The sequence below is a fragment of the Enterobacter sp. 725m/11 genome, from assembly GCF_011683705.1.
Lineage (GTDB): Bacteria > Pseudomonadota > Gammaproteobacteria > Enterobacterales > Enterobacteriaceae > Enterobacter > Enterobacter bugandensis.
Genome location: NZ_JAAQOK010000013.1, coordinates 1 through 23,388 on the forward strand (window position 1 = coordinate 1; position 23,388 = coordinate 23,388).

Annotated in this window: 23 protein-coding genes, 5 tRNA genes and 1 other RNA gene; 22 read left to right on the forward strand and 7 right to left on the reverse strand. The window is 54.3% G+C overall.

What is annotated here, in order from left to right; all coding sequences use genetic code 11:
• The first annotated feature begins 21 nt into the window (after positions 1–21).
• From HBA26_RS23055 to pnuC, 21 genes are all read left to right on the forward strand, one after another.
• A complete protein-coding gene (locus HBA26_RS23055; RefSeq protein WP_279589265.1) occupies positions 22–150 on the forward strand; it encodes a hypothetical protein in 129 nt (42 codons plus the stop codon).
• Between the two features lie 24 nt (positions 151–174).
• Positions 175–2,805 (forward strand): mannosylglycerate hydrolase, encoded by a 2,631-nt coding sequence (gene mngB / locus HBA26_RS07455; RefSeq protein WP_126345026.1) that lies wholly within the window; start codon positions 175–177, stop codon positions 2,803–2,805.
• A 680-nt stretch (positions 2,806–3,485) separates the two neighbouring features.
• Entirely contained in the window at positions 3,486–5,054 is a 1,569-nt protein-coding gene (gene cydA, locus HBA26_RS07460) for a cytochrome ubiquinol oxidase subunit I (protein ID WP_048959964.1), read from the forward strand.
• A gap of 15 nt (positions 5,055–5,069) precedes the next feature.
• Positions 5,070–6,209, forward strand: coding sequence for a cytochrome d ubiquinol oxidase subunit II (gene cydB, locus HBA26_RS07465; protein ID WP_028012386.1), 1,140 nt, complete (start codon positions 5,070–5,072; stop codon positions 6,207–6,209).
• Positions 6,210–6,223: 14 nt separating this feature from the next.
• A complete protein-coding gene (cydX, locus tag HBA26_RS07470) occupies positions 6,224–6,337 on the forward strand; it encodes a cytochrome bd-I oxidase subunit CydX (RefSeq protein ID WP_003858598.1) in 114 nt (37 codons plus the stop codon).
• The gene (gene ybgE, locus HBA26_RS07475; protein ID WP_008501100.1) at positions 6,337–6,627 is read left to right on the forward strand and encodes a cyd operon protein YbgE; all 291 of its coding nucleotides are present in this window, start codon (positions 6,337–6,339) and stop codon (positions 6,625–6,627) included. Before cydX ends, ybgE begins: the two co-directional genes overlap by 1 nt.
• Before the next feature lie 148 nt (positions 6,628–6,775).
• Entirely contained in the window at positions 6,776–7,180 is a 405-nt protein-coding gene (ybgC, locus tag HBA26_RS07480; protein ID WP_003858593.1) for a tol-pal system-associated acyl-CoA thioesterase, read from the forward strand.
• On the forward strand, positions 7,177–7,869 hold the full coding sequence (gene tolQ, locus HBA26_RS07485; protein WP_008501101.1) for a Tol-Pal system protein TolQ: 693 nt from the start codon (positions 7,177–7,179) through the stop codon (positions 7,867–7,869). Before ybgC ends, tolQ begins: the two co-directional genes overlap by 4 nt.
• 3 nt (positions 7,870–7,872) lie before the next feature.
• Positions 7,873–8,301 (forward strand): colicin uptake protein TolR, encoded by a 429-nt coding sequence (gene tolR, locus HBA26_RS07490; protein ID WP_003858589.1) that lies wholly within the window; start codon positions 7,873–7,875, stop codon positions 8,299–8,301.
• A gap of 28 nt (positions 8,302–8,329) precedes the next feature.
• Positions 8,330–9,583, forward strand: a complete 1,254-nt coding sequence (tolA, locus tag HBA26_RS07495) for a cell envelope integrity protein TolA (protein ID WP_028012388.1) — start codon at positions 8,330–8,332, stop codon at positions 9,581–9,583.
• A 134-nt stretch (positions 9,584–9,717) separates the two neighbouring features.
• Positions 9,718–11,010 (forward strand): Tol-Pal system beta propeller repeat protein TolB, encoded by a 1,293-nt coding sequence (gene tolB / locus HBA26_RS07500; protein ID WP_013097529.1) that lies wholly within the window; start codon positions 9,718–9,720, stop codon positions 11,008–11,010.
• Between the two features lie 35 nt (positions 11,011–11,045).
• A complete protein-coding gene (pal, locus tag HBA26_RS07505) occupies positions 11,046–11,567 on the forward strand; it encodes a peptidoglycan-associated lipoprotein Pal (RefSeq protein WP_003858578.1) in 522 nt (173 codons plus the stop codon).
• Positions 11,568–11,576: 9 nt separating this feature from the next.
• Entirely contained in the window at positions 11,577–12,371 is a 795-nt protein-coding gene (gene cpoB / locus HBA26_RS07510) for a cell division protein CpoB (RefSeq protein WP_028012389.1), read from the forward strand.
• 161 nt (positions 12,372–12,532) lie between these two features.
• Positions 12,533–12,608: transfer RNA gene (locus HBA26_RS07515), tRNA-Lys, on the forward strand.
• Positions 12,609–12,635: 27 nt separating this feature from the next.
• A tRNA-Val gene (locus HBA26_RS07520) sits at positions 12,636–12,711 on the forward strand.
• Positions 12,712–12,714: 3 nt separating this feature from the next.
• Positions 12,715–12,790, forward strand: a tRNA-Lys gene (locus tag HBA26_RS07525).
• A 41-nt stretch (positions 12,791–12,831) separates the two neighbouring features.
• Positions 12,832–12,907, forward strand: a tRNA-Lys gene (locus tag HBA26_RS07530).
• A 31-nt stretch (positions 12,908–12,938) separates the two neighbouring features.
• Positions 12,939–13,014: transfer RNA gene (locus HBA26_RS07535), tRNA-Lys, on the forward strand.
• Positions 13,015–13,040: 26 nt separating this feature from the next.
• Positions 13,041–13,169, forward strand: a non-coding RNA gene (locus tag HBA26_RS07540) — RtT sRNA.
• 191 nt (positions 13,170–13,360) lie between these two features.
• Positions 13,361–14,404: a quinolinate synthase NadA gene (gene nadA / locus HBA26_RS07545; protein WP_047363817.1), complete on the forward strand. Its 1,044-nt coding sequence runs from the start codon at positions 13,361–13,363 to the stop codon at positions 14,402–14,404.
• 23 nt (positions 14,405–14,427) lie between these two features.
• Positions 14,428–15,147, forward strand: a complete 720-nt coding sequence (pnuC, locus tag HBA26_RS07550; RefSeq protein ID WP_028012391.1) for a nicotinamide riboside transporter PnuC — start codon at positions 14,428–14,430, stop codon at positions 15,145–15,147.
• On the opposite strand, the gene zitB is transcribed toward pnuC, so the two are convergent.
• Together zitB and HBA26_RS07560 are read right to left on the reverse strand one after the other, a co-directional pair.
• The gene (zitB, locus tag HBA26_RS07555; RefSeq protein WP_028012392.1) at positions 15,144–16,079 is read right to left on the reverse strand and encodes a CDF family zinc transporter ZitB; all 936 of its coding nucleotides are present in this window, start codon (positions 16,077–16,079) and stop codon (positions 15,144–15,146) included. The genes pnuC and zitB overlap by 4 nt on opposite strands.
• Before the next feature lie 105 nt (positions 16,080–16,184).
• On the reverse strand, positions 16,185–16,565 hold the full coding sequence (locus HBA26_RS07560) for a protein YbgS (RefSeq protein WP_045259933.1): 381 nt from the start codon (positions 16,563–16,565) through the stop codon (positions 16,185–16,187).
• A gap of 303 nt (positions 16,566–16,868) precedes the next feature.
• On the opposite strand from HBA26_RS07560, the gene aroG reads away from it, so the two are divergent.
• Entirely contained in the window at positions 16,869–17,921 is a 1,053-nt protein-coding gene (gene aroG / locus HBA26_RS07565) for a 3-deoxy-7-phosphoheptulonate synthase AroG (RefSeq protein WP_028012394.1), read from the forward strand.
• 61 nt (positions 17,922–17,982) lie between these two features.
• Here aroG and gpmA read toward each other — a convergent pair whose 3' ends face one another.
• From gpmA to galE, 5 genes are all read right to left on the reverse strand, one after another.
• Positions 17,983–18,735, reverse strand: a complete 753-nt coding sequence (gene gpmA, locus HBA26_RS07570; RefSeq protein ID WP_008501111.1) for a 2,3-diphosphoglycerate-dependent phosphoglycerate mutase — start codon at positions 18,733–18,735, stop codon at positions 17,983–17,985.
• 206 nt (positions 18,736–18,941) lie between these two features.
• Positions 18,942–19,982: a galactose-1-epimerase gene (gene galM / locus HBA26_RS07575; RefSeq protein ID WP_059357964.1), complete on the reverse strand. Its 1,041-nt coding sequence runs from the start codon at positions 19,980–19,982 to the stop codon at positions 18,942–18,944.
• On the reverse strand, positions 19,976–21,124 hold the full coding sequence (galK, locus tag HBA26_RS07580; protein WP_028012396.1) for a galactokinase: 1,149 nt from the start codon (positions 21,122–21,124) through the stop codon (positions 19,976–19,978). The genes galM and galK overlap by 7 nt, the downstream gene beginning before the upstream one ends.
• A 2-nt stretch (positions 21,125–21,126) precedes the next feature.
• Positions 21,127–22,173 (reverse strand): galactose-1-phosphate uridylyltransferase, encoded by a 1,047-nt coding sequence (galT, locus tag HBA26_RS07585; RefSeq protein ID WP_126346115.1) that lies wholly within the window; start codon positions 22,171–22,173, stop codon positions 21,127–21,129.
• Positions 22,174–22,182: 9 nt separating this feature from the next.
• Positions 22,183–23,199 carry a UDP-glucose 4-epimerase GalE gene (gene galE / locus HBA26_RS07590; protein ID WP_041910754.1) on the reverse strand — a complete coding sequence of 339 codons (1,017 nt, stop codon included), beginning with the start codon at positions 23,197–23,199 and terminating at the stop codon, positions 22,183–22,185.
• Between the last annotated feature and the right edge of the window lie 189 nt (positions 23,200–23,388).

Sequence of the window (23,388 nt, forward strand, 5' to 3'; positions counted from 1 at the left end):
AGATGTGTATAAGAGACAGGTGTGGTTGCGGCGGTGGGCTGGTTTGGCGCGGCGCTGGCGGGGACCGCTGTCTCCACGTTTGTTCTGCTGCTCTGGCGACGTCAGGCGGTAAAAAAGGGCAAATACCTCACAGAAGACGCCATACCGTAAAAACTCACAAAACAGGAAACGAAGATGAAAGCTGTATCTCGCGTTCATATCACGCCGCATATGCACTGGGACCGTGAGTGGTACTTCACCACTGAAGAGTCGCGCATTCTTCTGGTCAATAATATGGAAGAGATCCTGACCCGCCTGGAGCAGGACGACGAGTATAAATATTACGTCCTTGATGGCCAGACGGCGGTGCTGGAAGATTATTTTGCCGTCGTGCCCGAAAACCGCGCGCGGGTAAAGGCGCTTGTGGAGCGCGGAAAACTGATTATCGGCCCCTGGTATACCCAGACCGATACCACGATTGTCAGCGGCGAGTCGATTGTCCGCAACCTGATGTACGGCATCCGGGACTGTATGGCGTTCGGCGAGCCGATGAAGATCGGCTATCTGCCGGATTCGTTTGGTATGTCCGGCCAGCTTCCGCATATCTATAACGGATTTGGCATTACCCGGACGATGTTCTGGCGCGGCTGCTCGGAACGACACGGGACCGATAAAACCGAATTTCTCTGGCAGAGCCAGGACGGCAGTGAAGTCACGGCGCAGGTGCTGCCGCTGGGCTACGCGATTGGTAAGTACTTACCGGAGGACGAAGCCGGGCTGCGAAAACGGCTCGACAGCTATTTCGACGTTCTGGAAAAGGCCTCCGTCACCAAAGAGATTTTGCTGCCCAACGGTCACGATCAGATGCCGCTGCAGCAGAACATTTTCTCCGTGATGGATAAGCTGCGTGAAATCTATCCGCAGCGTCAATTTGTAATGAGCCGCTTTGAAGAGGTGTTTGACCACATTGAGGCACGCCGCGATGAACTGGCGACCCTGAAAGGGGAGTTTATCGACGGGAAATACATGCGCGTGCACCGGACAATCGGCTCCACGCGCATGGATATCAAAATTGCCCATGCGCGTATTGAGAACAAAATTGTCAACATCCTCGAACCGCTGGCGACGCTTGCATGGACGCTGGGCTTCGATTATCACCACGGCCTGCTGGAGAAGATGTGGAAAGAGATCCTTAAAAACCACGCTCACGACAGCATCGGCTGCTGCTGCAGCGACAAGGTGCATCGTGAGATTGTCTCTCGTTTTGAACTGGCTGAAGACATGGCAGATAACCTGGTGCGTTTCTATATGCGCAAGATTGTCGACAACATGCCGCAAAGCGACGCCGACAAACTGGTGATGTTCAACCTGATGCCCTGGCCGCGTGAAGAGGTGATGAACACCACGATTCGACTGCGCGCCAGCCAGTTCCGTCTGTTGGATGATAAAGGCAACGAGATCCCGTATTTCATTCGCAGCGCGCGCGAGCTGGACCCTGGTCTCATTGACAGGCAGATTGTCCATTACGGTAATTATGAGCCGTTTATGGAGTTTGATATTCAGCTCAGCCAGATACTGCCGTCGATGGGCTACCGTACGCTGTTTATCGAGCCAAACGTGGCCGGGAAGGTGATCTCTCCGGTGATAAACACCGAATCCTTGCTCGAAAACGCCTTCTGGCAGATTGATTTAAATAACGACGGTACGCTGCGCCTGCGCGACAAAGAAACCGGGCTGATTTATGACCGGGTGCTGGAAATCGAAGAGAGTTCGGATGATGGCGATGAGTACGACTACTCGCCTTCGCGGGAAGAGTGGAGACTCACTTCAGCGCAGGGCGAGCATCAGGTCGAGGTTATACACGAAGGCTGGCAGAGCAGGGCGGTGATTCGCCATCAGATCGCGGTACCGGCTAATCTGGCCGAACGCGCGGCGGGTCAGCGAAACGGGTCTCTCGGCGCTGAGGTTGAAATCACGCTTAGCAACCACAGCAGGCGTATTGATGTGGCGGTGCGTCTGGATAATCAGGCTGACGACCACCGCGTTCGCGTGCTGATCCCTACGCCGTTTACAACCCAGGGCGTGTTAGCGGATACGCAGTTTGGCACCCTCACTCGTCCGGTGCAGGACGCGGCGATGGAAAACTGGCAGGAGGAGGGGTGGAAAGAAGCGCCGGTTCCCGTCTGGAATTTACTCAACTATGCCGTCCTGCAGGAAAAACGAAACGGGCTTGCGCTGTTCACTGAAGGACTGCGCGAGTTTGAAGTAGTAGGCGAGGATAAAAAAGCCTTTGCCCTGACCCTGCTGCGCGGCGTGGGGTTACTCGGCAAAGAAGATTTGCTGTTGCGCCCCGGTAGGCCTTCAGGAATCAAAATGCCTGTTCCTGACTCCCAGGTGCGCGGTTCGTTAAGCTGTCGCTTTAGCCTTTTCAGCTTCAGTGGTACGCCGGAAAACGCGGGCGTCGCGCAGCAGGCTAAATCGTGGTTAACGCCGGTGCAGTGCTATAACAAAATTCCCTGGGACGCGATGAAGCTCAATCGCTCGTCGTTTACCACGCCGGAAAGTTACAGCCTGCTGGCGCTTTCGCCCACGGGATGCGTGCTCAGTACGCTCAAAAAGGCTGAAGATCGAGACGAGCTCATTCTTCGTCTGTTCAACCCTTCCGAGTCCAGCGCATGTGACGCGACCTTATCCGTGGATCCGACCGTGAAACGGTGCTGCGAAACGGACATGAATGAACGGATAATAGACAATCGTGAAGAAGAGGGCATCGTCGGGGCGTTCAGACCGGGACAGTCACGAACCTTCAGCATTCTTCTTGCCTGAAAACCGCTGACACGATCAAAAGGCCGCAGAGTTTGCGGCCTTTTTTCATTAGATAGTCACGCTTCGGTGTTAACTTCCGGGATAATAAAAGTAAATCAAATGTAATTTCTAAGAGTTGCAAAAACAGAATGGAAAAATAAACTGGCCCAGCTACGCTTATTGTTTGTCCCGCTTCGATAGGGCATTTTTCTCTCGCGTTAATTAAAATCACTTCTGTTTATATTTTTTTTGGTCTTCGATAACCAATCGCATCTTTGCATGCACATATCATTAACATGGTTTTTACCATTCTCACCGCAGCTAAACATGATTAACATCAAGACTGGTTTTTGATTTAAATCAAAGTTTAATGCTTGGAAAAAGATGCCGAAAAGCGCTAAATTGTCCCCGATCAAAATGGCCGAAAAGTGGTAATTTTGCTATAAATTGATCGCCGTCGAAAAACGTAAATGTGATTCAATAAAAACCTGTTTATTGTAAGGGTTTTGCAGCGTATTATATTTGCGGGATCAATTTGAGTTTTTTATTAACCTATTTGTAACCTGTCGTCATCGTTTTTATCCTTCTCCAGGGTAATAACGACGACCAGGATGCGAATAATTTGTATTGGGGCATGCGTGTGAATCTCTTTCTGACGGGGTTCACTCTCGGAGTCTTCATGCGATGAGCAAGGAGTCATAATGTTAGACGTAGTCGAACTGTCGCGCTTACAGTTTGCCTTGACCGCGATGTACCACTTCCTGTTTGTGCCGCTGACGCTCGGTATGGCGTTCCTGCTGGCAATTATGGAAACGGTTTACGTCCTCTCCGGCAAACAGATTTATAAAGATATGACCAAGTTCTGGGGCAAGTTGTTCGGTATCAACTTCGCGCTGGGCGTGGCAACCGGTTTGACCATGGAGTTCCAGTTCGGGACTAACTGGTCCTACTATTCCCACTATGTAGGGGATATCTTCGGTGCGCCGCTGGCCATTGAAGGCCTGATGGCCTTCTTCCTCGAATCCACCTTTGTAGGTCTGTTCTTCTTCGGTTGGGACCGTCTGGGTAAAGTCCAGCACATGGCCGTAACCTGGCTGGTGGCATTAGGTTCGAACCTGTCCGCGCTGTGGATCCTGGTGGCGAACGGCTGGATGCAGAACCCGATCGCGTCTGACTTCAACTTCGAAACCATGCGTATGGAGATGGTCAGCTTTGCCGAGCTGGTCCTGAACCCGGTTGCTCAGGTTAAATTTGTTCACACCGTGGCATCTGGCTACGTGTGCGGCGCGATGTTCGTGTTGGGTATTAGCTCCTACTATATGCTGCGCGGTCGTGACTTCGCGTTTGCCAAGCGCTCCTTTGCTATCGCTGCAAGCTTCGGTATGGCTGCAATCCTCTCCGTTATCGTTCTGGGTGATGAATCCGGTTACGAAATGGGTGACGTGCAGAAAACCAAACTGGCCGCTATCGAAGCCGAATGGGAAACCCAACCGGCGCCTGCTGCCTTTACGCTGTTCGGTATTCCCGATCAGGACGCGCAGGAAAACCGCTTCGCCATCCAAATTCCTTACGCGCTGGGTATCATCGCAACCCGTTCTGTCGATAAGCAGGTAACGGGTCTGAAGGAGCTGATGGTTCAGCACGAAGAGCGTATCCGTAACGGTATGAAGGCTTACTCGCTGCTGGAACAGCTGCGTGCCGGCTCTACCGATCAGGCCGTTCGCGATCAATTTAACGATGTGAAGAAAGACCTGGGCTACGGTTTGCTGCTGAAACGTTATACCCCGAACGTTTCTGATGCGACGGAAGCACAGATTCAGATGGCGACCAAAGACTCGATTCCACGCGTTGCGCCACTGTACTTCGCATTCCGTATCATGGTGGGCTGCGGCATCATCATGCTGCTGATCATTGCGGCGTCCTTCTGGTCCGTGATTCGTAACCGCATCGGCGAGAAAAAATGGCTGCTGCGTACCGCGCTGTACGGTATTCCACTGCCGTGGATCGCGATTGAATCCGGCTGGTTTGTAGCGGAGTATGGCCGTCAGCCATGGGCGATTGGTGAGGTGCTGCCAACGGCGGTCGCGAACTCTTCCCTGACGGCAGGCGACCTGATCTTCTCCATGCTGCTGATCTGTGGTCTGTACACCCTGTTCCTGGTGGCTGAACTGTTCCTGATGTTCAAGTTCGCGCGCCTTGGCCCAAGCAGCCTGAAAACCGGTCGCTATCACTACGAGCAGTCCGCTGCGACTACTCAGCCGGCACGCTAAGACAGGAGTCATCAAATGATCGATTATGAAGTATTGCGTTTTATCTGGTGGCTGCTGGTTGGCGTTCTGCTGATCGGTTTCGCCGTCACGGATGGTTTCGACATGGGGGTGGGGATGCTCACCCGTTTCCTCGGTCGTAATGACACCGAGCGTCGAATCATGATTAACTCCATCGCCCCTCACTGGGACGGTAACCAGGTGTGGCTGATCACCGCAGGCGGCGCGCTATTCGCTGCCTGGCCGATGGTCTACGCGGCTGCGTTCTCCGGCTTCTATGTGGCGATGATTCTGGTGCTGGCCTCTTTATTCTTCCGTCCGGTCGGTTTCGACTACCGTTCCAAGATTGAAGATACCCGCTGGCGCAACATGTGGGACTGGGGCATCTTCATTGGTAGCTTCGTTCCACCGCTGGTGATTGGCGTGGCATTCGGTAACCTGCTGCAGGGCGTACCGTTCCACCTCGATGAATACATGCGTCTTTACTACACCGGTAACTTCTTCCAGTTGCTGAATCCGTTTGGCCTGCTGGCCGGTGTGGTGAGCGTGGCGATGATCATCACTCAGGGCGCAACTTACCTGCAGATGCGTACTGTGGGTGAACTGCACCTGCGTTCCCGTGCTACTGCTCAGGTGGCGGCACTGGTGACGCTGGTTTGCTTCGCTCTGGCAGGCGTGTGGGTGGTGTACGGTATTGATGGCTACGTGGTGACGTCTGCGATTAACCACTCGGCACCGTCTAACCCGCTGACCAAAGAAGTGGCGCGTCAGGCTGGTGCATGGCTGGTGAACTTCAACAATACCCCTGCGCTGTGGGCGATCCCGGCTCTGGGCGTGCTGCTGCCGCTGCTGACCGTGCTGACGTCTCGTCTGGAGAAAGGTGCTCTGGCGTTCGTGTTCTCTTCACTGACGCTGGCGTGCATCATCCTGACGGCGGGTATTGCCATGTTCCCATTCGTCATGCCATCCAGCACCATGCTGAATGCTAGCCTGACCATGTGGGATGCAACCTCCAGCCATATGACGCTGAACTTAATGACTTACGTTGCTTGCGTGTTCGTTCCGATTGTTCTGGCCTACACCATCTGGTGCTACTGGAAAATGTTCGGTCGTATCACCAAAGAACATATCGAAAGCAACACCCACTCTATGTACTAAGTAAGGAGCTGAATATGTGGTATTTCGCATGGATTTTAGGGACGCTTCTTGCCTGTGCTTTTGGTGTCATCACTGCCCTGGCGCTTGAGCACGTCGAAGCGACCAAAGCGGGTGAAGAAAAACACTGATGAATATTATCGCGAAGCTTTACGCGGTAATGGATAAGCGCCCGTTACGGGCGCTTTCTTTAGTGATGGCATTACTGCTGGCAGGCTGTATCTTCTGGGACCCGTCGCGCTTTGCGGCAAAGACCAGCGAGCTTGAGATTTGGCACGGCTTCCTCATCATGTGGGCAGTGTGTGCCGGGGTGATCCACGGCGTGGGCTTTCGTCCGAAAGCCGTTCACTGGCAGGGAATTTTTTGCCCGCTGATTGCCGATCTGGTGCTTCTCGCCGGTTTGATTTTCTTCTTCTTCTGAATAAGAAATGTCCGTTAACGTTATGGGCTTACCCGAGCCCATAAAAATTTACTCTCCGTTTACTTTCCCCCATTCCAAACCATCTTTCCCGCGCGTATAGTAGCGAAGTTTAAAAGCTCTAACTTTTGTTGCATTACTGGGATGTAAAGTGAATACAACGCTGTTTCGATGGCCGGTTCGTGTCTATTACGAAGATACCGATGCCGGTGGTGTGGTTTACCACGCCAGCTACGTTGCTTTTTATGAACGGGCACGCACAGAGATGCTGCGCCATCATCACTTTAGTCAACAGGTGCTGTTGGCTGAGCGAGTTGCCTTCGTGGTACGCAAGATGACGCTTGAGTATTTTGCGCCTGCCAGACTCGACGATATGCTCGAAGTCCAAACAGAAATTACATCAATGCGCGGGACCTCACTGGTTTTCACGCAGCGGATAGTCAACGCAGAGAACACCGTACTGAACTCAGCTGAAGTACTGATTGTTTGTGTTGATCCAACCATAATGAAGCCTCGTGCGCTTCCTAAGTCTATTGTCGCGGAGTTTAAGCAGTGACTGACATGAATATCCTTGATTTGTTCCTGAAGGCAAGCCTTCTGGTTAAACTTATCATGTTGATTTTGATTGGTTTTTCAATCGCATCCTGGGCCATCATTATCCAGAGAACGCGTATCCTCAATGCAGCTGGCCGTGAAGCGGAAGCATTTGAAGATAAGTTCTGGTCGGGTATTGAACTTTCTCGCCTGTATCAGGAGAGCCAGGGACGCCGTGAAAACCTGACCGGCTCCGAACAAATTTTCTATAGCGGATTCAAAGAGTTCGCTCGTCTGCATCGGGCAAACAATCATGCGCCGGAAGCCGTCGTGGAAGGGGCATCGCGTGCGATGCGTATCTCCATGAACCGCGAGCTGGAAAATCTTGAAACGCACATTCCTTTCCTCGGCACCGTGGGTTCTATCAGCCCGTATATCGGTCTGTTTGGTACCGTGTGGGGGATCATGCACGCCTTTATCGCGCTGGGCGCGGTGAAGCAGGCGACGTTGCAGATGGTTGCACCGGGTATCGCTGAAGCACTGATTGCGACCGCTATCGGTCTGTTTGCGGCAATTCCGGCGGTAATGGCTTACAACCGTCTGAACCAGCGCGTGAACAAACTGGAACTGAACTACGACAACTTTATGGAAGAGTTCACCGCGATTCTGCACCGTCAGGCGTTTACCAGCACCGAGAGCAACAAGGGGTAAACCATGGCCAGATCGCGTGGACGAGGTCGTCGCGAGCTCAAGTCCGAAATCAATATCGTGCCACTGCTAGACGTTCTGCTGGTACTGCTGCTGATCTTCATGGCAACAGCGCCCATCATTACCCAGAGTGTGGAAGTCGATCTGCCGGATGCGACAGAATCACAGGCGGTGAGCACCAATGACGATCCTCCGGTCATCATTGAAGTTTCCGGCGTAGGGCAGTACAGCGTGGTGGTTGAGAAAGATCGTATGGATCAGCTGCCACCTGAGCAGGTTATTGCCGAAGCGCAGCGTCGCCTGGAGTCAAATCCGAAAACGGTCTTCTTAATCGGTGGCGCGAAAGACGTACCCTACGATGAAATTATTAAAGCGCTGAACTTGCTACATAGTGCGGGTGTTAAGTCAGTTGGCTTAATGACTCAACCTATTTGATCATCCGCGTAGTTTTTGGGAACCGATAGTGTCAAAGGCAACCGAACAGAACGACAAGCTTAAGCGAGCGATAATCGTCTCCGCAGTGCTGCACGTTATTCTTTTTGCAGCGCTGATCTGGAGTTCGTTCGACGAGCATATTGATGCATCAGCAGGCGGCGGTGGAGGGTCTTCCATTGACGCCGTAATGGTGGACCCCGGTGCGGTAGTGCAAAACTATAATCGCGAACAACAGCAGAAGGCGAGTGCCAAACGGGCTGAAGAGCAGCGTGAAAAACAGGCGCAACAGCAGGCGGAAGAGCTGCGTGAAAAGCAGGCCGCCGAGCAGGAGCGTTTGAAGCAGCTTGAGAAAGAACGTTTGCAGGCGCAGGAAGCCGCGAAAGCACAGGCGGAACAGCAGAAGCAAGCCGAAGAGGCCGCGAAGAAAGCGCAGGAACAGCAAAAGCAGGCGGAAGAGGCGGCAGCAAAAGCCGCAGCGGATGCCAAAGCGCAGGCTGATGCCCAGGCAAAATTAGCAGCAGAAGCGGCGAAGAAAGCGGCTGCCGATGCCCAGAAGAAAGCTGAGGCCGAAGCCGCGAAGAAAGCCGCTGCGGATGCCCAGAAGAAAGCCGAAGCGGAAGCCGCGAAGAAAGCCGCTGCTGACGCACAGAAGAAAGCTGAAGCGGAAGCCGCGAAGAAAGCCGCTCAGGACGCAGAGAAGAAAGCGGCTGCCGAGGCTGCGAAGAAAGCCGCTGCGGCTGAGAAGGCTGCTGCAGAAAAAGCTGCCGCCGCTGAAAAAGCCGCTGCTGATAAAAAAGCTGCAGCTGAGAAGGCCGCTGCCGATAAGAAAGCCGCTGCTGAAAAAGCGGCTGCTAAAAAGGCTGCTGCCGCTGAAAAAGCCGCGGCCGCCGCAGGGGTTGACGATCTGCTGGGGGATTTAAGCTCCGGTAAGAATGCACCGAAAACGGGCGGTGGTGCGAAAGGAAACAACGCAGCGCCGACCGGAAGTGGTAACACTAAGAGTAACGGTGCGACAGGGGCTGAAATCAACGGCTATGCCGCGCAGATTAAATCGGCGATTGAAAGCCGGTTCTACGATGCGTCTTCCTATGCCGGTAAAACGTGTACGCTGCGTATAAAACTGGCTCCGGACGGCATGCTGCTTGATATTAAGTCTGAAGGTGGCGACCCGGCTTTATGTACTGCGGCTCTGGCTGCAGCGCGTCAGGCGAAGATGCCTAAACCGCCTTCTCAGGCAGTCTACGAAGTCTTCAAAAATGCGCCGCTGGACTTCAAACCTTAAGTTACATTTTCCCCGTGCAAACGGGGAAAAATAGACCAGGTTTAGTCACAGGGTTCGGGTAGTTTTGTCTATTTGAGTTTGTTAACATTCTGCTAAATTATCGTGGGTAAGGTTACCCGGATAAGGGAGATATGATGAAGCAGGCATTACGTGTAGCATTTAGTTTTTTAATGCTGTGGGCAGCAGTCCTGCACGCAGAAGTACGTATCGAGATCACCCAGGGGGTGGACTCGGCACGCCCAATCGGTGTTGTTCCGTTCCAGTGGGCCGGTCCTGGCGCTGCACCTGAAGATGCCGGTGGCATCGTGGCGGCTGACCTGCGTAACAGCGGTAAATTCAACCCGTTAGATCGTTCTCGTCTGCCGCAGCAGCCGGGCAGTGCGCAGGAAGTCCAGCCTGCTGCATGGTCTGCGCTGGGTATCGATGCCGTGGTGGTGGGGCAGGTTACGCCTAACCCGGACGGTTCTTACAACGTGGCCTGGCAGCTGGTGGATACCGGCGGTGCACCGGGTACCGTTCTGGCACAGAACTCTTACAAGGTCACTAAACAGTACCTGCGCTACGCGGCACACGCGGCCAGCGACGCGGTATTCGAAAAGCTGACCGGTATTAAAGGTGCGTTCCGTACCCGTATCGCATATGTGGTACAGACCAACGGCGGTCAGTTCCCGTACGAGCTGCGCGTCTCTGACTACGACGGTTACAACCAGTTCCTGGTGAAACGCTCTTCACAGCCGCTAATGTCTCCAGCCTGGTCTCCGGACGGTTCTAAGCTGGCCTACGTGACCTTCGAAAGTGGTCGTTCTGCGCTGGTTATCCAGACGCTGGCTAACGGTGCGGTGCGTCAGGTAGCGTCGTTCCCACGTCACAACGGTGCGCCTTCCTTCTCTCCAGATGGGTCTAAACTGGCGTTTGCGCTGTCTAAAACCGGTAGCCTGAACCTGTACGTGATGGACATTGGCTCTGGCCAGATCCGTCAGGTGACCGACGGTCGCAGCAACAATACTGAACCATCATGGTTCCCGGACAGCCAAAACCTGGCGTTTACCTCTGACCAGGCAGGCCGTCCACAAATCTATAAAGTGAACATTAACGGCGGTGCTCCGCAGCGTATCACCTGGGAAGGTTCTCAGAACCAGAACGCAGACGTGAGCAGCGACGGTAAATTCATGGTAATGGTCAGCTCCAACGGTGGGCAGCAGCACATTGCCAAACAAGATCTGGTAGCGGGTGGCGTTCAAGTTCTGTCGTCAACGTTCCTGGATGAAACGCCAAGTCTGGCACCTAACGGCACTATGGTAATCTACAGCTCTTCTCAGGGGATGGGATCTGTGCTGAATCTGGTTTCTACAGATGGGCGTTTCAAAGCGCGTATTCCGGCAACTGATGGACAGGTAAAATCACCTGCCTGGTCGCCGTATCTGTAAATAATAATTAATTGATTACTAAAGGAATCATAGAAATGCAACTGAACAAAGTGCTGAAGGGGCTGATGATCGCTCTGCCTGTAATGGCAATCGCAGCGTGTTCTTCTAACAAGAACGCCAGCAATGACCAGAGCGGCGAAGGCATGATGGGTGCCGGTACCGGTATGGACGCGAACGGCAATGGCAACATGTCTTCTGAAGAGCAAGCGCGTCTTCAGATGCAGCAGCTGCAGCAGAACAACATCGTTTACTTCGATCTGGATAAATACGACATCCGTTCTGACTTCGCTGCGATGCTGGATGCTCACGCTAACTTCCTGCGTAGCAACCCATCTTACAAAGTCACCGTAGAAGGTCACGCGGACGAACGTGGTACTCCAGAGTACAACATCTCCCTGGGTGAACGTCGTGCTAACGCCGTTAAGATGTACCTGCAGGGTAAAGGCGTTTCTGCTGACCAGATCTCCATCGTTTCTTACGGTAAAGAAAAACCTGCAGTACTGGGTCACGACGAAGCGGCTTACTCCAAAAACCGTCGTGCCGTACTGGTTTACTAAGAGAATTGCATGAGCAGTAACTTCAGACATCATCTGTTGAGTCTGTCGTTACTGGTTGGAATAGCGGCCCCCTGGGCCGCTTTTGCTCAGGCACCAATCAGTAGTGTCGGCTCAGGCTCGGTAGAAGACCGGGTCACTCAGCTCGAGCGTATTTCTAACGCTCACAGTCAGCTTTTAACCCAACTCCAGCAGCAACTTTCCGATAACCAAAACGATATTGACTCTCTCCGTGGTCAGATTCAGGAAAGTCAGTATCAGCTTAACCAGGTTGTGGAACGTCAGAAGCAAATTTTATTGCAGATAGATAGCCTGAGCAGCGGCGGTGCAGCAGCACAACCCGCAGCGGGCGATCAAAGCGGCGCGGCAACCTCAGCGCCTGCGCCGTCTGCTGATGCTTCAGCCTCAACAGGAGCGCCTGTACAGAGCGGTGACGCGAATACGGATTACAATGCGGCCATTGCCCTGGTGCAGGATAAATCTCGTCAGGATGACGCGCTCGCTGCGTTTCAGAACTTTATCAAGAAATACCCTGACTCAACCTATCAGCCAAATGCGAATTACTGGCTCGGTCAGTTGAATTACAACAAGGGTAAAAAGGACGATGCGGCGTTTTATTTTGCCTCCGTGGTAAAAAATTACCCGAAATCGCCGAAAGCGCCAGATGCGATGTTTAAGGTTGGCGTGATCATGCAGGACAAAGGCGACACGGCGAAAGCCAAAGCGGTTTATCAGCAGGTGGTCGCAAAATTCCCGGGCACCGAAGGTGCTAAGCAGGCGCAAAAACGCCTGAATTCGATGGGATGATTATCGCATGACCAGAAATCGCGTTATTTCTGGTCGTGCAGCATGATTACTAAGCAGTTAAGTGATCTTCATCGAAATTTTTGTTGCGCAGAATTCTTAAATCAGTAATATATGCCGCCGTTGCCACGGGATATCAAACAACGTGAAAGCAGCATAAAAGTGGGTCGTTAGCTCAGTTGGTAGAGCAGTTGACTTTTAATCAATTGGTCGCAGGTTCGAATCCTGCACGACCCACCACTTAACGCAGTTCCGGCAGTACAGAGTGGGTGATTAGCTCAGTTGGTAGAGCATCTCCTTTACACGGAGGGGGTCGGCGGTTCGAGCCCGTCATCACCCACCACTCGGGTCGTTAGCTCAGTTGGTAGAGCAGTTGACTTTTAATCAATTGGTCGCAGGTTCGAATCCTGCACGACCCACCAATTTTATTGGTGCCGAGTGATAATTCAGGCAACACCCGAATGGGTCGTTAGCTCAGTTGGTAGAGCAGTTGACTTTTAATCAATTGGTCGCAGGTTCGAATCCTGCACGACCCACCAGCCTGAATAAATTAGCAGTACATCCCGCAAGGGGTCGTTAGCTCAGTTGGTAGAGCAGTTGACTTTTAATCAATTGGTCGCAGGTTCGAATCCTGCACGACCCACCAATGTAAAAAAGCGCCCTAAAGGCGCTTTTTTGCTATCTGCGATCTGGATGATTCGAACCTGCAGCAGGTTCGAGCCGAACGTAGTGAGGCACCGGAGCCGTTTACGGCGACGGCCCGAAGGGCGAGCGAAGCGAGTCATCCTGCACGACCCACCAGTGTAGAAAGGCGCCCTAAAGGCGCCTTTTTGCTATCTGCCGTACAACAAATGCTCCTCACATCTATTCCCGGTGACTTTTCACTCCAGATTCGCTATCTTGTTTAGTATATAAAACACAATTGCCCTGCGTTTTGCTTTGTCAGGCAAAAGAAAGGCAATATTGTTAAGCCAGTAAAACGAGAAGCCATAATGAGCGTGATGTTCGATCCTGAAGCCGCAATCTATCCGTTTCCGCCAAAGCCTGTGCCATTAAGCCAGGATGAAAAACAATTCTACCGCGAGAAGATCAAACGGCTTCTCAAAGAGCGCGATGCGGTGATGGTTGCCCATTACTACACCGATCCGGAAATCCAGCAGCTGGCGGAAGAGACCGGGGGCTGTATTTCTGATTCACTGGAGATGGCCCGCTTCGGTGCAAAACATCCCGCTTCCACGCTGCTGGTTGCAGGCGTGCGCTTTATGGGCGAAACGGCAAAGATCCTCAGCCCGGAAAAAACCATTCTGATGCCGACGCTCAATGCGGAGTGTTCGCTCGATCTCGGCTGCCCGATTGACGAATTCAACGCCTTCTGCGACGCCCATCCTGACCGGACCGTGGTTGTTTACGCCAACACCTCTGCGGCGGTAAAAGCGCGCGCAGACTGGGTGGTCACGTCGAGCATCGCCGTTGAGCTGATTGAGCATCTGGACAGCCTGGGTGAGAAAATTATCTGGGCCCCGGACCGCCATCTTGGCAATTACGTTCAGAAGCAGACCGGCGCTGACGTTCTCTGCTGGCAGGGCGCCTGCATTGTGCACGACGAATTCAAGACCCAGGCGCTGTCCCGTATGAAGGCGCTTTATCCTGACGCGGCCATTCTTGTGCACCCTGAATCACCGCAGTCGATTGTTGATATGGCCGATGCGGTTGGCTCAACCAGCCAGCTTATCAACGCGGCCAGGACGCTGCCACACAAGCAGCTCATCGTCGCGACCGATCGCGGTATCTTCTATAAGATGCAGCAGGCCGTACCGGAGAAAGAGCTGCTGGAAGCCCCAACGGCAGGTGAGGGCGCGACGTGCCGCAGCTGCGCGCATTGCCCGTGGATGGCGATGAACGGCCTGAAGGCCATTGCCGAAGGGCTCGAGACAGGCGGTGCAGCGCATGAAATTCATGTGGACGCCGCTCTGCGTGACGGTGCGTTAATTCCGCTTAACCGCATGCTGGATTTTGCGGCTACACTACGTACTTAATTCAAAAACGCCCTGGGGAAAAGATGGATTTTTTTAGCACGCAAAACATTCTGGTTCATATACCGATTGGTGCAGGTGGCTATGACCTGTCATGGATTGAAGCCGTAGGCACGCTGGCGGGGTTGCTGTGTATCTGGCTGGCAAGCCTGGAGAAGATCAGCAACTACGCGTTCGGGCTGATTAACGTCACGCTGTTTGCGATTATCTTCTTCCAGATCCAGCTTTACGCCAGCCTGCTTTTACAGCTGTTTTTCTTCGCCGCCAATATTTACGGCTGGTACGCCTGGTCCCGGCAGAACAGCCAGCAGGAGGCGGAGCTGCAGATCCGCTGGCTGCCCTTACCGAAAGCCATCGCCTGGTTTGTCGCCTGCGTCGTCGCCATTGGTTTGATGACCGTCTACATCAACCCGGTGTTTGCGTTCCTGACCCGCGTTGCCGTTTCGGTCATGTCCGCGATTGGCCTCAACGTGACGATGCCGGAGCTTCAGCCGGATGCCTTCCCGTTCTGGGATTCCTGCATGATGGTGCTGTCGATCGCGGCGATGGTCCTGATGACCCGTAAATATGTTGAGAACTGGTTACTATGGGTCATCATCAACGTCATCAGCGTGGTGATTTTTGCCCTTCAGGGCGTCTATGCCATGTCGCTGGAGTATCTGCTGCTGACCTTCATTGCCCTGAACGGCAGCCGGATGTGGATCAAGAGCGCGCGTGAGCGTGGCTCACACGCGCTTTCAAGCTAGTGGTGATGATGTGAATGGTCGGGCTGCGCCTCGTTAAGGTGGCAGTCCGGCCCGCTACAGGGCTGATACTCCATCTGGATGGTGGCGTGACCTATCTCATAGTGATGTTCAAGAAAGTGCTGGATGCGTTCAAGCAGCGCGTCGTGGTCGTGGGGCGGGATGACCTGGACGTGCAGCGTCATGACCGGCTTCTCGCCTACCAGCCAGACGTGCACGTGATGAACGTTACGCACTTCCGGGACAGTACGGCGCAGGTTTCGTTTCAGCTCGTCAATGTCCATTGATGCCGGCGCCCCTTCCAGCAGTTCATTGACGCTCTCCTTCAGCAGCCGCCAGGCGCTGCGCAAGACCAGACACGATACCAGCACGGAGAGAATGGGGTCGACAGGCGTCCAGCCGGTATAGAGGATCACCAGCGCGGCGACAATCGCCCCGACTGAGCCGAGCAAATCCCCCAGCACATGCAGAGCCGCAGCGCGAACGTTGAGGTTCTTTTCCCCGCTGCCGCGATGCAAAATCCAGAACGCCAGAATATTTGCCAGCAACCCCGCCACGGCAATCACCATCATTGTCGTTCCGGCGATGGGCTGCGGGTGCCTGAAACGCTGTACGGCCTCCCAGACGATAAGAACAGTAATAACCACCAGCGCGATGGCGTTAACAAACGCGGCAAGGGTGGTCAGCCTCAGCCAGCCGAAGGTATGACGCGCGTTGGGTGGGCGGCGAGCAAACTGCACCGCCAGCAGGGCGAAAAGCAGCGCTGCGGCATCGGTCAGCATATGTCCGGCATCAGCCAGCAGCGCCAGCGAGCCGGAAACCAGGCCGCCAATGACCTCGATAACCATAAACGTGGCCGTAACGCCAAAGGCCAGCATAAGTCGTTTTGCGTTGTCGTTGCCGGGAGAAGATGGGTGTGAGTGGGTGTGCGCCATGTCTGCTTTCCTGATTCGTTATTATTTTAGTGTAGCGTTTTTAACAGGTTACTCCAAAAAGAAAGGAGAGCCTGGGCTCTCCTTTCGCATTTGAAGCATCAAGAATTACTGGGTTGTGCCATCAGTTTTGGTATTGGCGTCGTTACCCACTTTGTCGTTCGGATCGGGACATTTGCCGTCCTTGCACATCGAGTTCTTATGAACCTCATCCGAGCTCATGTTGTCATGATTCATGGTGTCGGAAGCACTACCGTTCGGATGCAGCATGGTACCGCCGGTATTGGTATTGCCGGTATTGATTTGGCTGTTATCGACATTATTCGGGGCGATATTCTGTTTCGCATCAGGCGCAACCTGGCCTGCCGCTGCTGCCGCATTGGCATCACCGTTGCTGTCTGAAGCCCCCGTTTCTGCGGCCAGGACGCTGCCGCTGGCAAGGGTGAGTGTGGCAGTCAGGAAGAGGGTAGTCAGTTTTGTCATTTTCATGATGGTGCTCCTGTTCTTGTCGTTACGCTGGATAACATTCTCCAACAGTGCATCTTTTTAGAGGCGAAAGATTCCGCCTTACGGACTTACGTCAGTAGGGAATCGCGTTTAAGCGTTTAAAAATGGTTGTTACAGTTAAAAAGCTTAGGTTAGATCTCATTTTTCGCTATTTTGTGGCGATTTTTAGGCGAATTCCAGGAATTATCTGCGTGAAGTGTAAAACCGTGTTTACACTTCCTGGTCGACAAGATAGATTGAAAGGATTGCTTTCATTACTAAAGATATGGCAGAGCTGGAAAGAAGATGAATTATCAGAACGACGATTTACGCATCAAAGAGATCAATGAGTTATTACCTCCCGTAGCACTCCTTGAGAAATTCCCCGCCACTGAAAATGCCGCAAATACGGTTTCTCATGCTCGTAAAGCGATCCACAAGATCCTGAAAGGTAATGACGATCGTCTTCTGGTGGTGATTGGCCCGTGCTCCATTCACGATCCTGCCGCTGCGAAAGAGTATGCGGCGCGTCTGCTCACCCTGCGTGAAGAGTTAAAGGATGAGCTGGAAATCGTCATGCGCGTCTATTTTGAAAAACCACGCACGACCGTGGGCTGGAAAGGGCTGATTAACGATCCGCACATGGATAACAGTTTCCAGATCAACGACGGCCTGCGCATTGCGCGCAAGCTGTTGCTGGAGATCAACGACAGCGGCCTGCCTGCTGCCGGCGAGTTCCTGGATATGATTACGCCACAATACCTGGCAGACCTGATGAGCTGGGGCGCCATTGGTGCCCGTACCACTGAATCTCAGGTTCACCGCGAGCTGGCTTCCGGTCTCTCATGTCCGGTGGGCTTCAAAAACGGTACTGATGGCACCATCAAAGTGGCTATCGATGCCATCAACGCCGCGGGTGCGCCGCACTGCTTCCTGTCCGTGACCAAATGGGGTCACTCCGCCATCGTCAACACCAGCGGTAACGGTGATTGCCACATCATTCTGCGTGGCGGTAAAGAGCCAAACTACAGTGCAAAACACGTGGCAGAGGTGAAGGCCGGGCTGGAAAAAGCCGGGCTGCCACCGCAGGTAATGATCGACTTCAGCCACGCCAACTCCAGCAAGCAGTTCAAAAAGCAGATGGAAGTGGGGGCAGACGTCTGTCAGCAGATCGCTAACGGTGAGAAGGCGGTAATTGGGGTGATGATCGAAAGCCATCTGGTTGAAGGTAACCAGAACCTGGAAGGCAGCGAGCCGCTGGTGTATGGCAAAAGCGTCACCGATGCCTGCATTGGCTGGGACGATACCGATGCCATCCTGCGTCAGCTGGCGAATGCGGTAAAAGCGCGCCGCGGCTGAGTCCTCACGCACAAATAAAAAAGCGCGGAAGGCTCCGCGCTTTTTTTATGTCCGGCGAAAATTACTTCGCTTTACCCTGGTTCGCGACAGCCGCTGCTTTCGCTGCGATCTCGTCCGCGTTACCCAGGTAGTAATGTTTGATTGGTTTGAAGTTTTCGTCGAACTCATATACCAGCGGTACGCCAGTTGGAATGTTCAGTTCGAGGATCTCGTCTTCGCCCATGTTATCCAGGTATTTCACCAGCGCGCGCAGGGAGTTACCGTGAGCAGCGATGATCACGCGCTCACCGCTTTTCAGGCGTGGCAGAATGGTTTCGTTCCAGTAAGGCACAACGCGGTCGATGGTCAGCGCCAGGCTCTCGGTGGTTGGCAGCTCAGCATCGGTCAGTTTCGCGTAGCGCGGGTCGTGGCCCGGATAGCGCTCGTCATCTTTGGTCAGCTCTGGTGGGGTGACCGCGAAGCCGCGACGCCACTGTTTAACCTGCTCGTCGCCGTATTTCTCAGCGGTTTCCGCTTTGTTCAGACCCTGCAGCGCACCGTAGTGACGCTCGTTCAGTTTCCAGGATTTCTCAACCGGCAGCCAGGCCTGATCCAGTTCGTCCAGCACGTTCCACAGGGTGTGGATGGCACGTTTCAGCACAGAGGTGTAAGCAAAATCAAAGCTGAAGCCTTCTTCCTTCAGCAGTTTACCTGCTGCTTTTGCTTCGCTTACGCCTTTCTCGGACAGATCAACGTCGTACCAACCGGTAAAGCGGTTTTCGTTGTTCCACTGGCTTTCGCCGTGACGCACCAGGACCAGCTTAGTAATAGCCATCTCTTACTCCTCAAGCATTTTTAGAATGATAACAATTCTCATTATATTGCTGTGGCCGTGCCAGCAGCAACGCTTAACCCTAACCATAGCGAAAATAGTCTCTGAGTGTAAGATGCTTGTGAATCCAGGGTTAGGATTTTGTCAGCGATCGGCGCTATTTTCAGCAAGACGCGCAGAAAAAAGCCCTCCGATGGGAGGGCTGGAAATCATTTCGGAATAAAATGGTATTCCGTCACGCTAATGTACTCTTCACCGGGGCGCAGCACGCAGTCCGGCTGCGGCCATTCAGGATGATTGGGGCTGTCCGGCAGGAACTCGCTCTCAAGCGCAAGTCCTTGCCAGTCGCTGTACTCATTGTGTTCGCGCGCCGTCGTGCCGCCGAGGTAGTTGCCCGAGTAGAATTGCAGGGCAGGGGCGGTGGTATACACCGTCATCTGCAGTTTCTCATCGCTGGACCAGACCTGTGCGGCAGGCTGCTTCACATCACCTTTGGCGTGCAGCAGGAACGCATGATCGTAGCCTTTCACCTTGCGCTGATCGTCATCGCTCAGGAAATCCTGGGCGATAACTTTCGCGCTGCGGAAATCAAAGCTGGTCCCGCTCACGTCTTTCAGGCCCTGATACGGAATGCCCATCTCGTCAACCGGCAGATACGCGTCCGCCAGGATCTGCAGCTTGTGGTTACGCACGTCGCACTGGTTGCCGTCGAGATTGAAGTAGGCATGGTTAGTCAGGTTAACCGGACACGGCTTGTCGACCGTCGCACGGTATTCAATAGCGATACGGTTGTCGTCCGTCAGCGTAAAGCGCGCGGACGCGGTAAGGTTCCCCGGGAAGCCCTGATCGCCATCAAGCGAATCCAGCGAGAACAGCACTTCGCCGTCGTTTTGACGAACAATTTTCCAGCGGCGTTTATCAAACCCGTCCGGACCGCCGTGAAGCTGGTTCTCGCCCTGGCTTGGCAGCAGCGGGTACTGCACGCCGTCGAGCTCAAAACGGCTTTTCGCGATGCGGTTGGCATAGCGCCCGACGGACGCGCCCAGATAGGCAGACTGATTAACGTACTGCTCGGGTGAGGCGCAGCCCAGCAGGGTTTCGCGCACGCTGCCGTCCGGCATCGGTACGCGGGCAGAAAGCAGGGTCGCACCCCAGTCCATCAGCGTAACCACCATCCCCGCGCTGTTGCGCAGGGTTAACAGGCGATACGGCAGACCATCCGGTGCGAGGGTAGGTGTTTCGTTTAGCACTGTCCGGCTCCTTGTGATGCTTTACATACATAGAACGTTTCTTTGATGCCCGTTTGCGCTTCGTACTGCTTCGCCACGGCGTCCTGGACGGCAGGGACCAGCTCTTCCGGCACCAGCGCGACAATGCAGCCGCCAAAGCCGCCGCCCGTCATGCGCACGCCGCCTTTATCGCCAATAACCGCTTTGACGATGTCCACCAGGGTGTCGATCTGCGGCACGGTGATTTCAAAATCATCGCGCATGGAGGCGTGAGATTCCGCCATCAGCTCACCCATGCGCTTCAGGTCACCTTTCGCCAGCGCGGAGGCGGCTTCAACGGTACGGGCATTTTCGGTCAGCACGTGGCGAACGCGTCTGGCGACGACAGGATCCAGCTCGTGCGCCACTTTGTTAAATTCATCGAGCGTCACGTCGCGCAGGGCAGGCTGCTGGAAGAAGCGCGCGCCGGTTTCGCACTGTTCGCGGCGGGTGTTGTACTCGCTGCCCACCAGCGTGCGTTTAAAGTTACTGTTGATAATCACGACGGCCGCGCCTTTTGGCAGGGGAACGGCTTTGGTACCAAGCGAGCGGCAGTCGATCAGCAGCGCATGCTCTTTTTTGCCCAGCGCGGAGATCAGCTGGTCCATGATGCCGCAGTTGCAGCCCACGAACTGGTTTTCCGCTTCCTGACCGTTCAGGGCAATTTGCGCCCCGTCCAGCGGCAGATGATACAGCTGCTGGAAGACGGTTCCCACGGCCACTTCGAGCGAGGCCGACGAGCTTAAGCCCGCACCCTGCGGCACGTTGCCGCTGATGACTAAATCGGCGCCGCCGAAGTTTTTATTGCGCTTCTGCAGATGCTTCACCACGCCGCGCACGTAGTTAGACCACTGCTGGCTGTCGTGCGTCACAATCGGGGCATCAAGGGAAAACTCGTCCGTCTCATTACCGTAATCCGCCGCAATGACGCGGACTTTACGGTCATCGCGCTTCGCACAACTGATAACCGTCTGGTAATCGATGGCGCACGGCAGCACGAAGCCGTCGTTGTAGTCGGTGTGTTCACCGATCAGGTTGACGCGACCAGGCGCCTGAATTACGTGGGTGGCAGGGTAGCCAAATTTCTCAGCAAACAGGGATTGTGTTTTATCTTTCAGACTCATTTTTAGACTCCTGATTCGCGATAGTGGACGTCGCTGACGGCACGCAGACGCTCTGCCGCCTGTTCTGCCGTCAGATCACGCTGGGTTTCCGCCAGCATTTCATAGCCCACCATAAATTTACGCACCGTTGCAGAGCGCAGCAGCGGCGGATAGAAATGGGCGTGCAGCTGCCAGTGCTGATTATCTTCGCCGTTAAACGGCGCGCCGTGCCAGCCCATGGAGTACGGGAAGGAGCACTGGAACAGGTTGTCGTAACGGCTGGTCAGCTTTTTCAGCGCCAGCGCCAGGTCGTCGCGCTGCGCGTCGCTGAGATCGGTAATGCGCTGAACGTGCGCTTTCGGCAGCAGCAGCGTCTCAAACGGCCAGGCGGCCCAGTAAGGCACGACCGCCAGCCAGTGTTCGGTTTCCACTACGGTACGGCTGCCGTCGGACAGCTCGCGCTGGGTGTAGTCCACCAGCATGGGGGAGCCGTTTTCTGCGAAATAGTCCTTCTGGAGACGGTCTTCACGCTCGGCTTCGTTGGGCAGGAAGCTGTTCGCCCAGATCTGGCCGTGCGGATGCGGGTTAGAGCAGCCCATCGCCGCGCCTTTGTTTTCGAACACCTGCACCCACGGATAGCTCTGCCCCAGCTCAGCGGTTTGCGCCTGCCAGGTGCTGACCACCTCTTTCAGCGCGTCCACGCTCAGCTCCGGCAGCGTTTTGCTGTGATCGGGCGAGAAGCAGATCACGCGGCTGGTACCGCGCGCGCTTTCGCAGCGCATCAGCGGGTCGTGGCTCGCGGGGGCATCCGGGGTGTCGGTCATCAGGGCGGCAAAATCGTTGGTAAACACGAAGGTGCCTTTGTAGTCCGGGTTTTTATCCCCGGTCACGCGCGTGTTGCCCGGACAGAGGAAGCAATCCGGGTCGTGCTGCGGCAGGGTCTGTTTTGCAGGCGTCTCCTGCGCCCCCTGCCAGGGACGCTTGGCGCGATGCGGAGAGACCAAAATCCATTGCCCGCTTAGCGGGTTAAAACGACGATGCGGATGATCGACGGGATTAAACGAAGTCATGACGGATCCTTAGTCCGGATAACCCTGCGGGTGGCGTGACTGCCAGTGCCAGGTATCCTGTGCCATTTCATCAAGCGTGCGGGTGACACGCCAGTTAAGTTCTTTATCGGCTTTGGTGGCATCGGCCCAGTAAGCAGGCAGGTCGCCATCACGACGCGGAGCGAAGTGGTAGTTCACTGGCTTACCGCAGGCTTTGCTGAAGGCGTTAACCACGTCCAGCACGCTGCTGCCGACCCCGGCACCGAGGTTATAAATATGCACGCCCGGTTTGTCAGCCAGCTGCTGCATGGCTGCAACGTGGCCGTCTGCTAAATCCATCACGTGGATATAGTCACGCACGCCGGTGCCGTCTTCGGTGGGGTAGTCATTGCCAAAAATGGCCAGCGACTCGCGACGGCCTACCGCCACCTGGGCGATGTACGGCATCAGGTTGTTCGGAATGCCCTGCGGATCTTCACCCATATCGCCAGACGGATGGGCGCCGACCGGGTTGAAGTAGCGCAGCAATGCGATGCTCCACTCCGGCTGGGCTTTTTGCAGGTCGGTCAGGATCTGCTCTACCATCAGCTTGCTTTTGCCGTATGGGCTTTGCGGCGTACCGGTCGGGAAGCTTTCAACGTAAGGAATTTTTGGCTGATCGCCATAGACGGTGGCGGAGGAGCTAAAGATAAAGTTTTTGACGTTTGCCGCGCGCATGGCGGAGATCAGACGCAGGGTACCGTTGACGTTGTTGTCGTAATACTCAAGCGGTTTCGCAACGGATTCACCGACCGCTTTCAGACCCGCGAAGTGGATCACCGCTTCGATGGCGTGGTCGTGAAGGATCTCGGTCATCAGCGCTTCGTTGCGGATGTCGCCTTCCACGAAAGTCGGCTGTTTACCGCCAAGACGTTCAATCACCGGCAGCACGCTGCGCTTACTATTGCACAGGTTGTCGAGGATGATCACATCGTGACCATTTTGCAGCAGCTGCACACAGGTATGACTTCCGATGTAACCGCTACCACCTGTTACCAGAACTCGCATAATTCGCTCCATTGGGCTTATGGTATGTAATAACCATAGCATAACAGAGACGCGAAAAGTGTGACATGGGATAAAATAGTGGAATCGTTTACACTCGTTTTCACACTCGCTTTTTCGATGACGTAGAGCATTCTAGATCAAAGAGATAGCGATGTATTGATGCAAGTTATCTGAAAAGAGGAGGGCGGT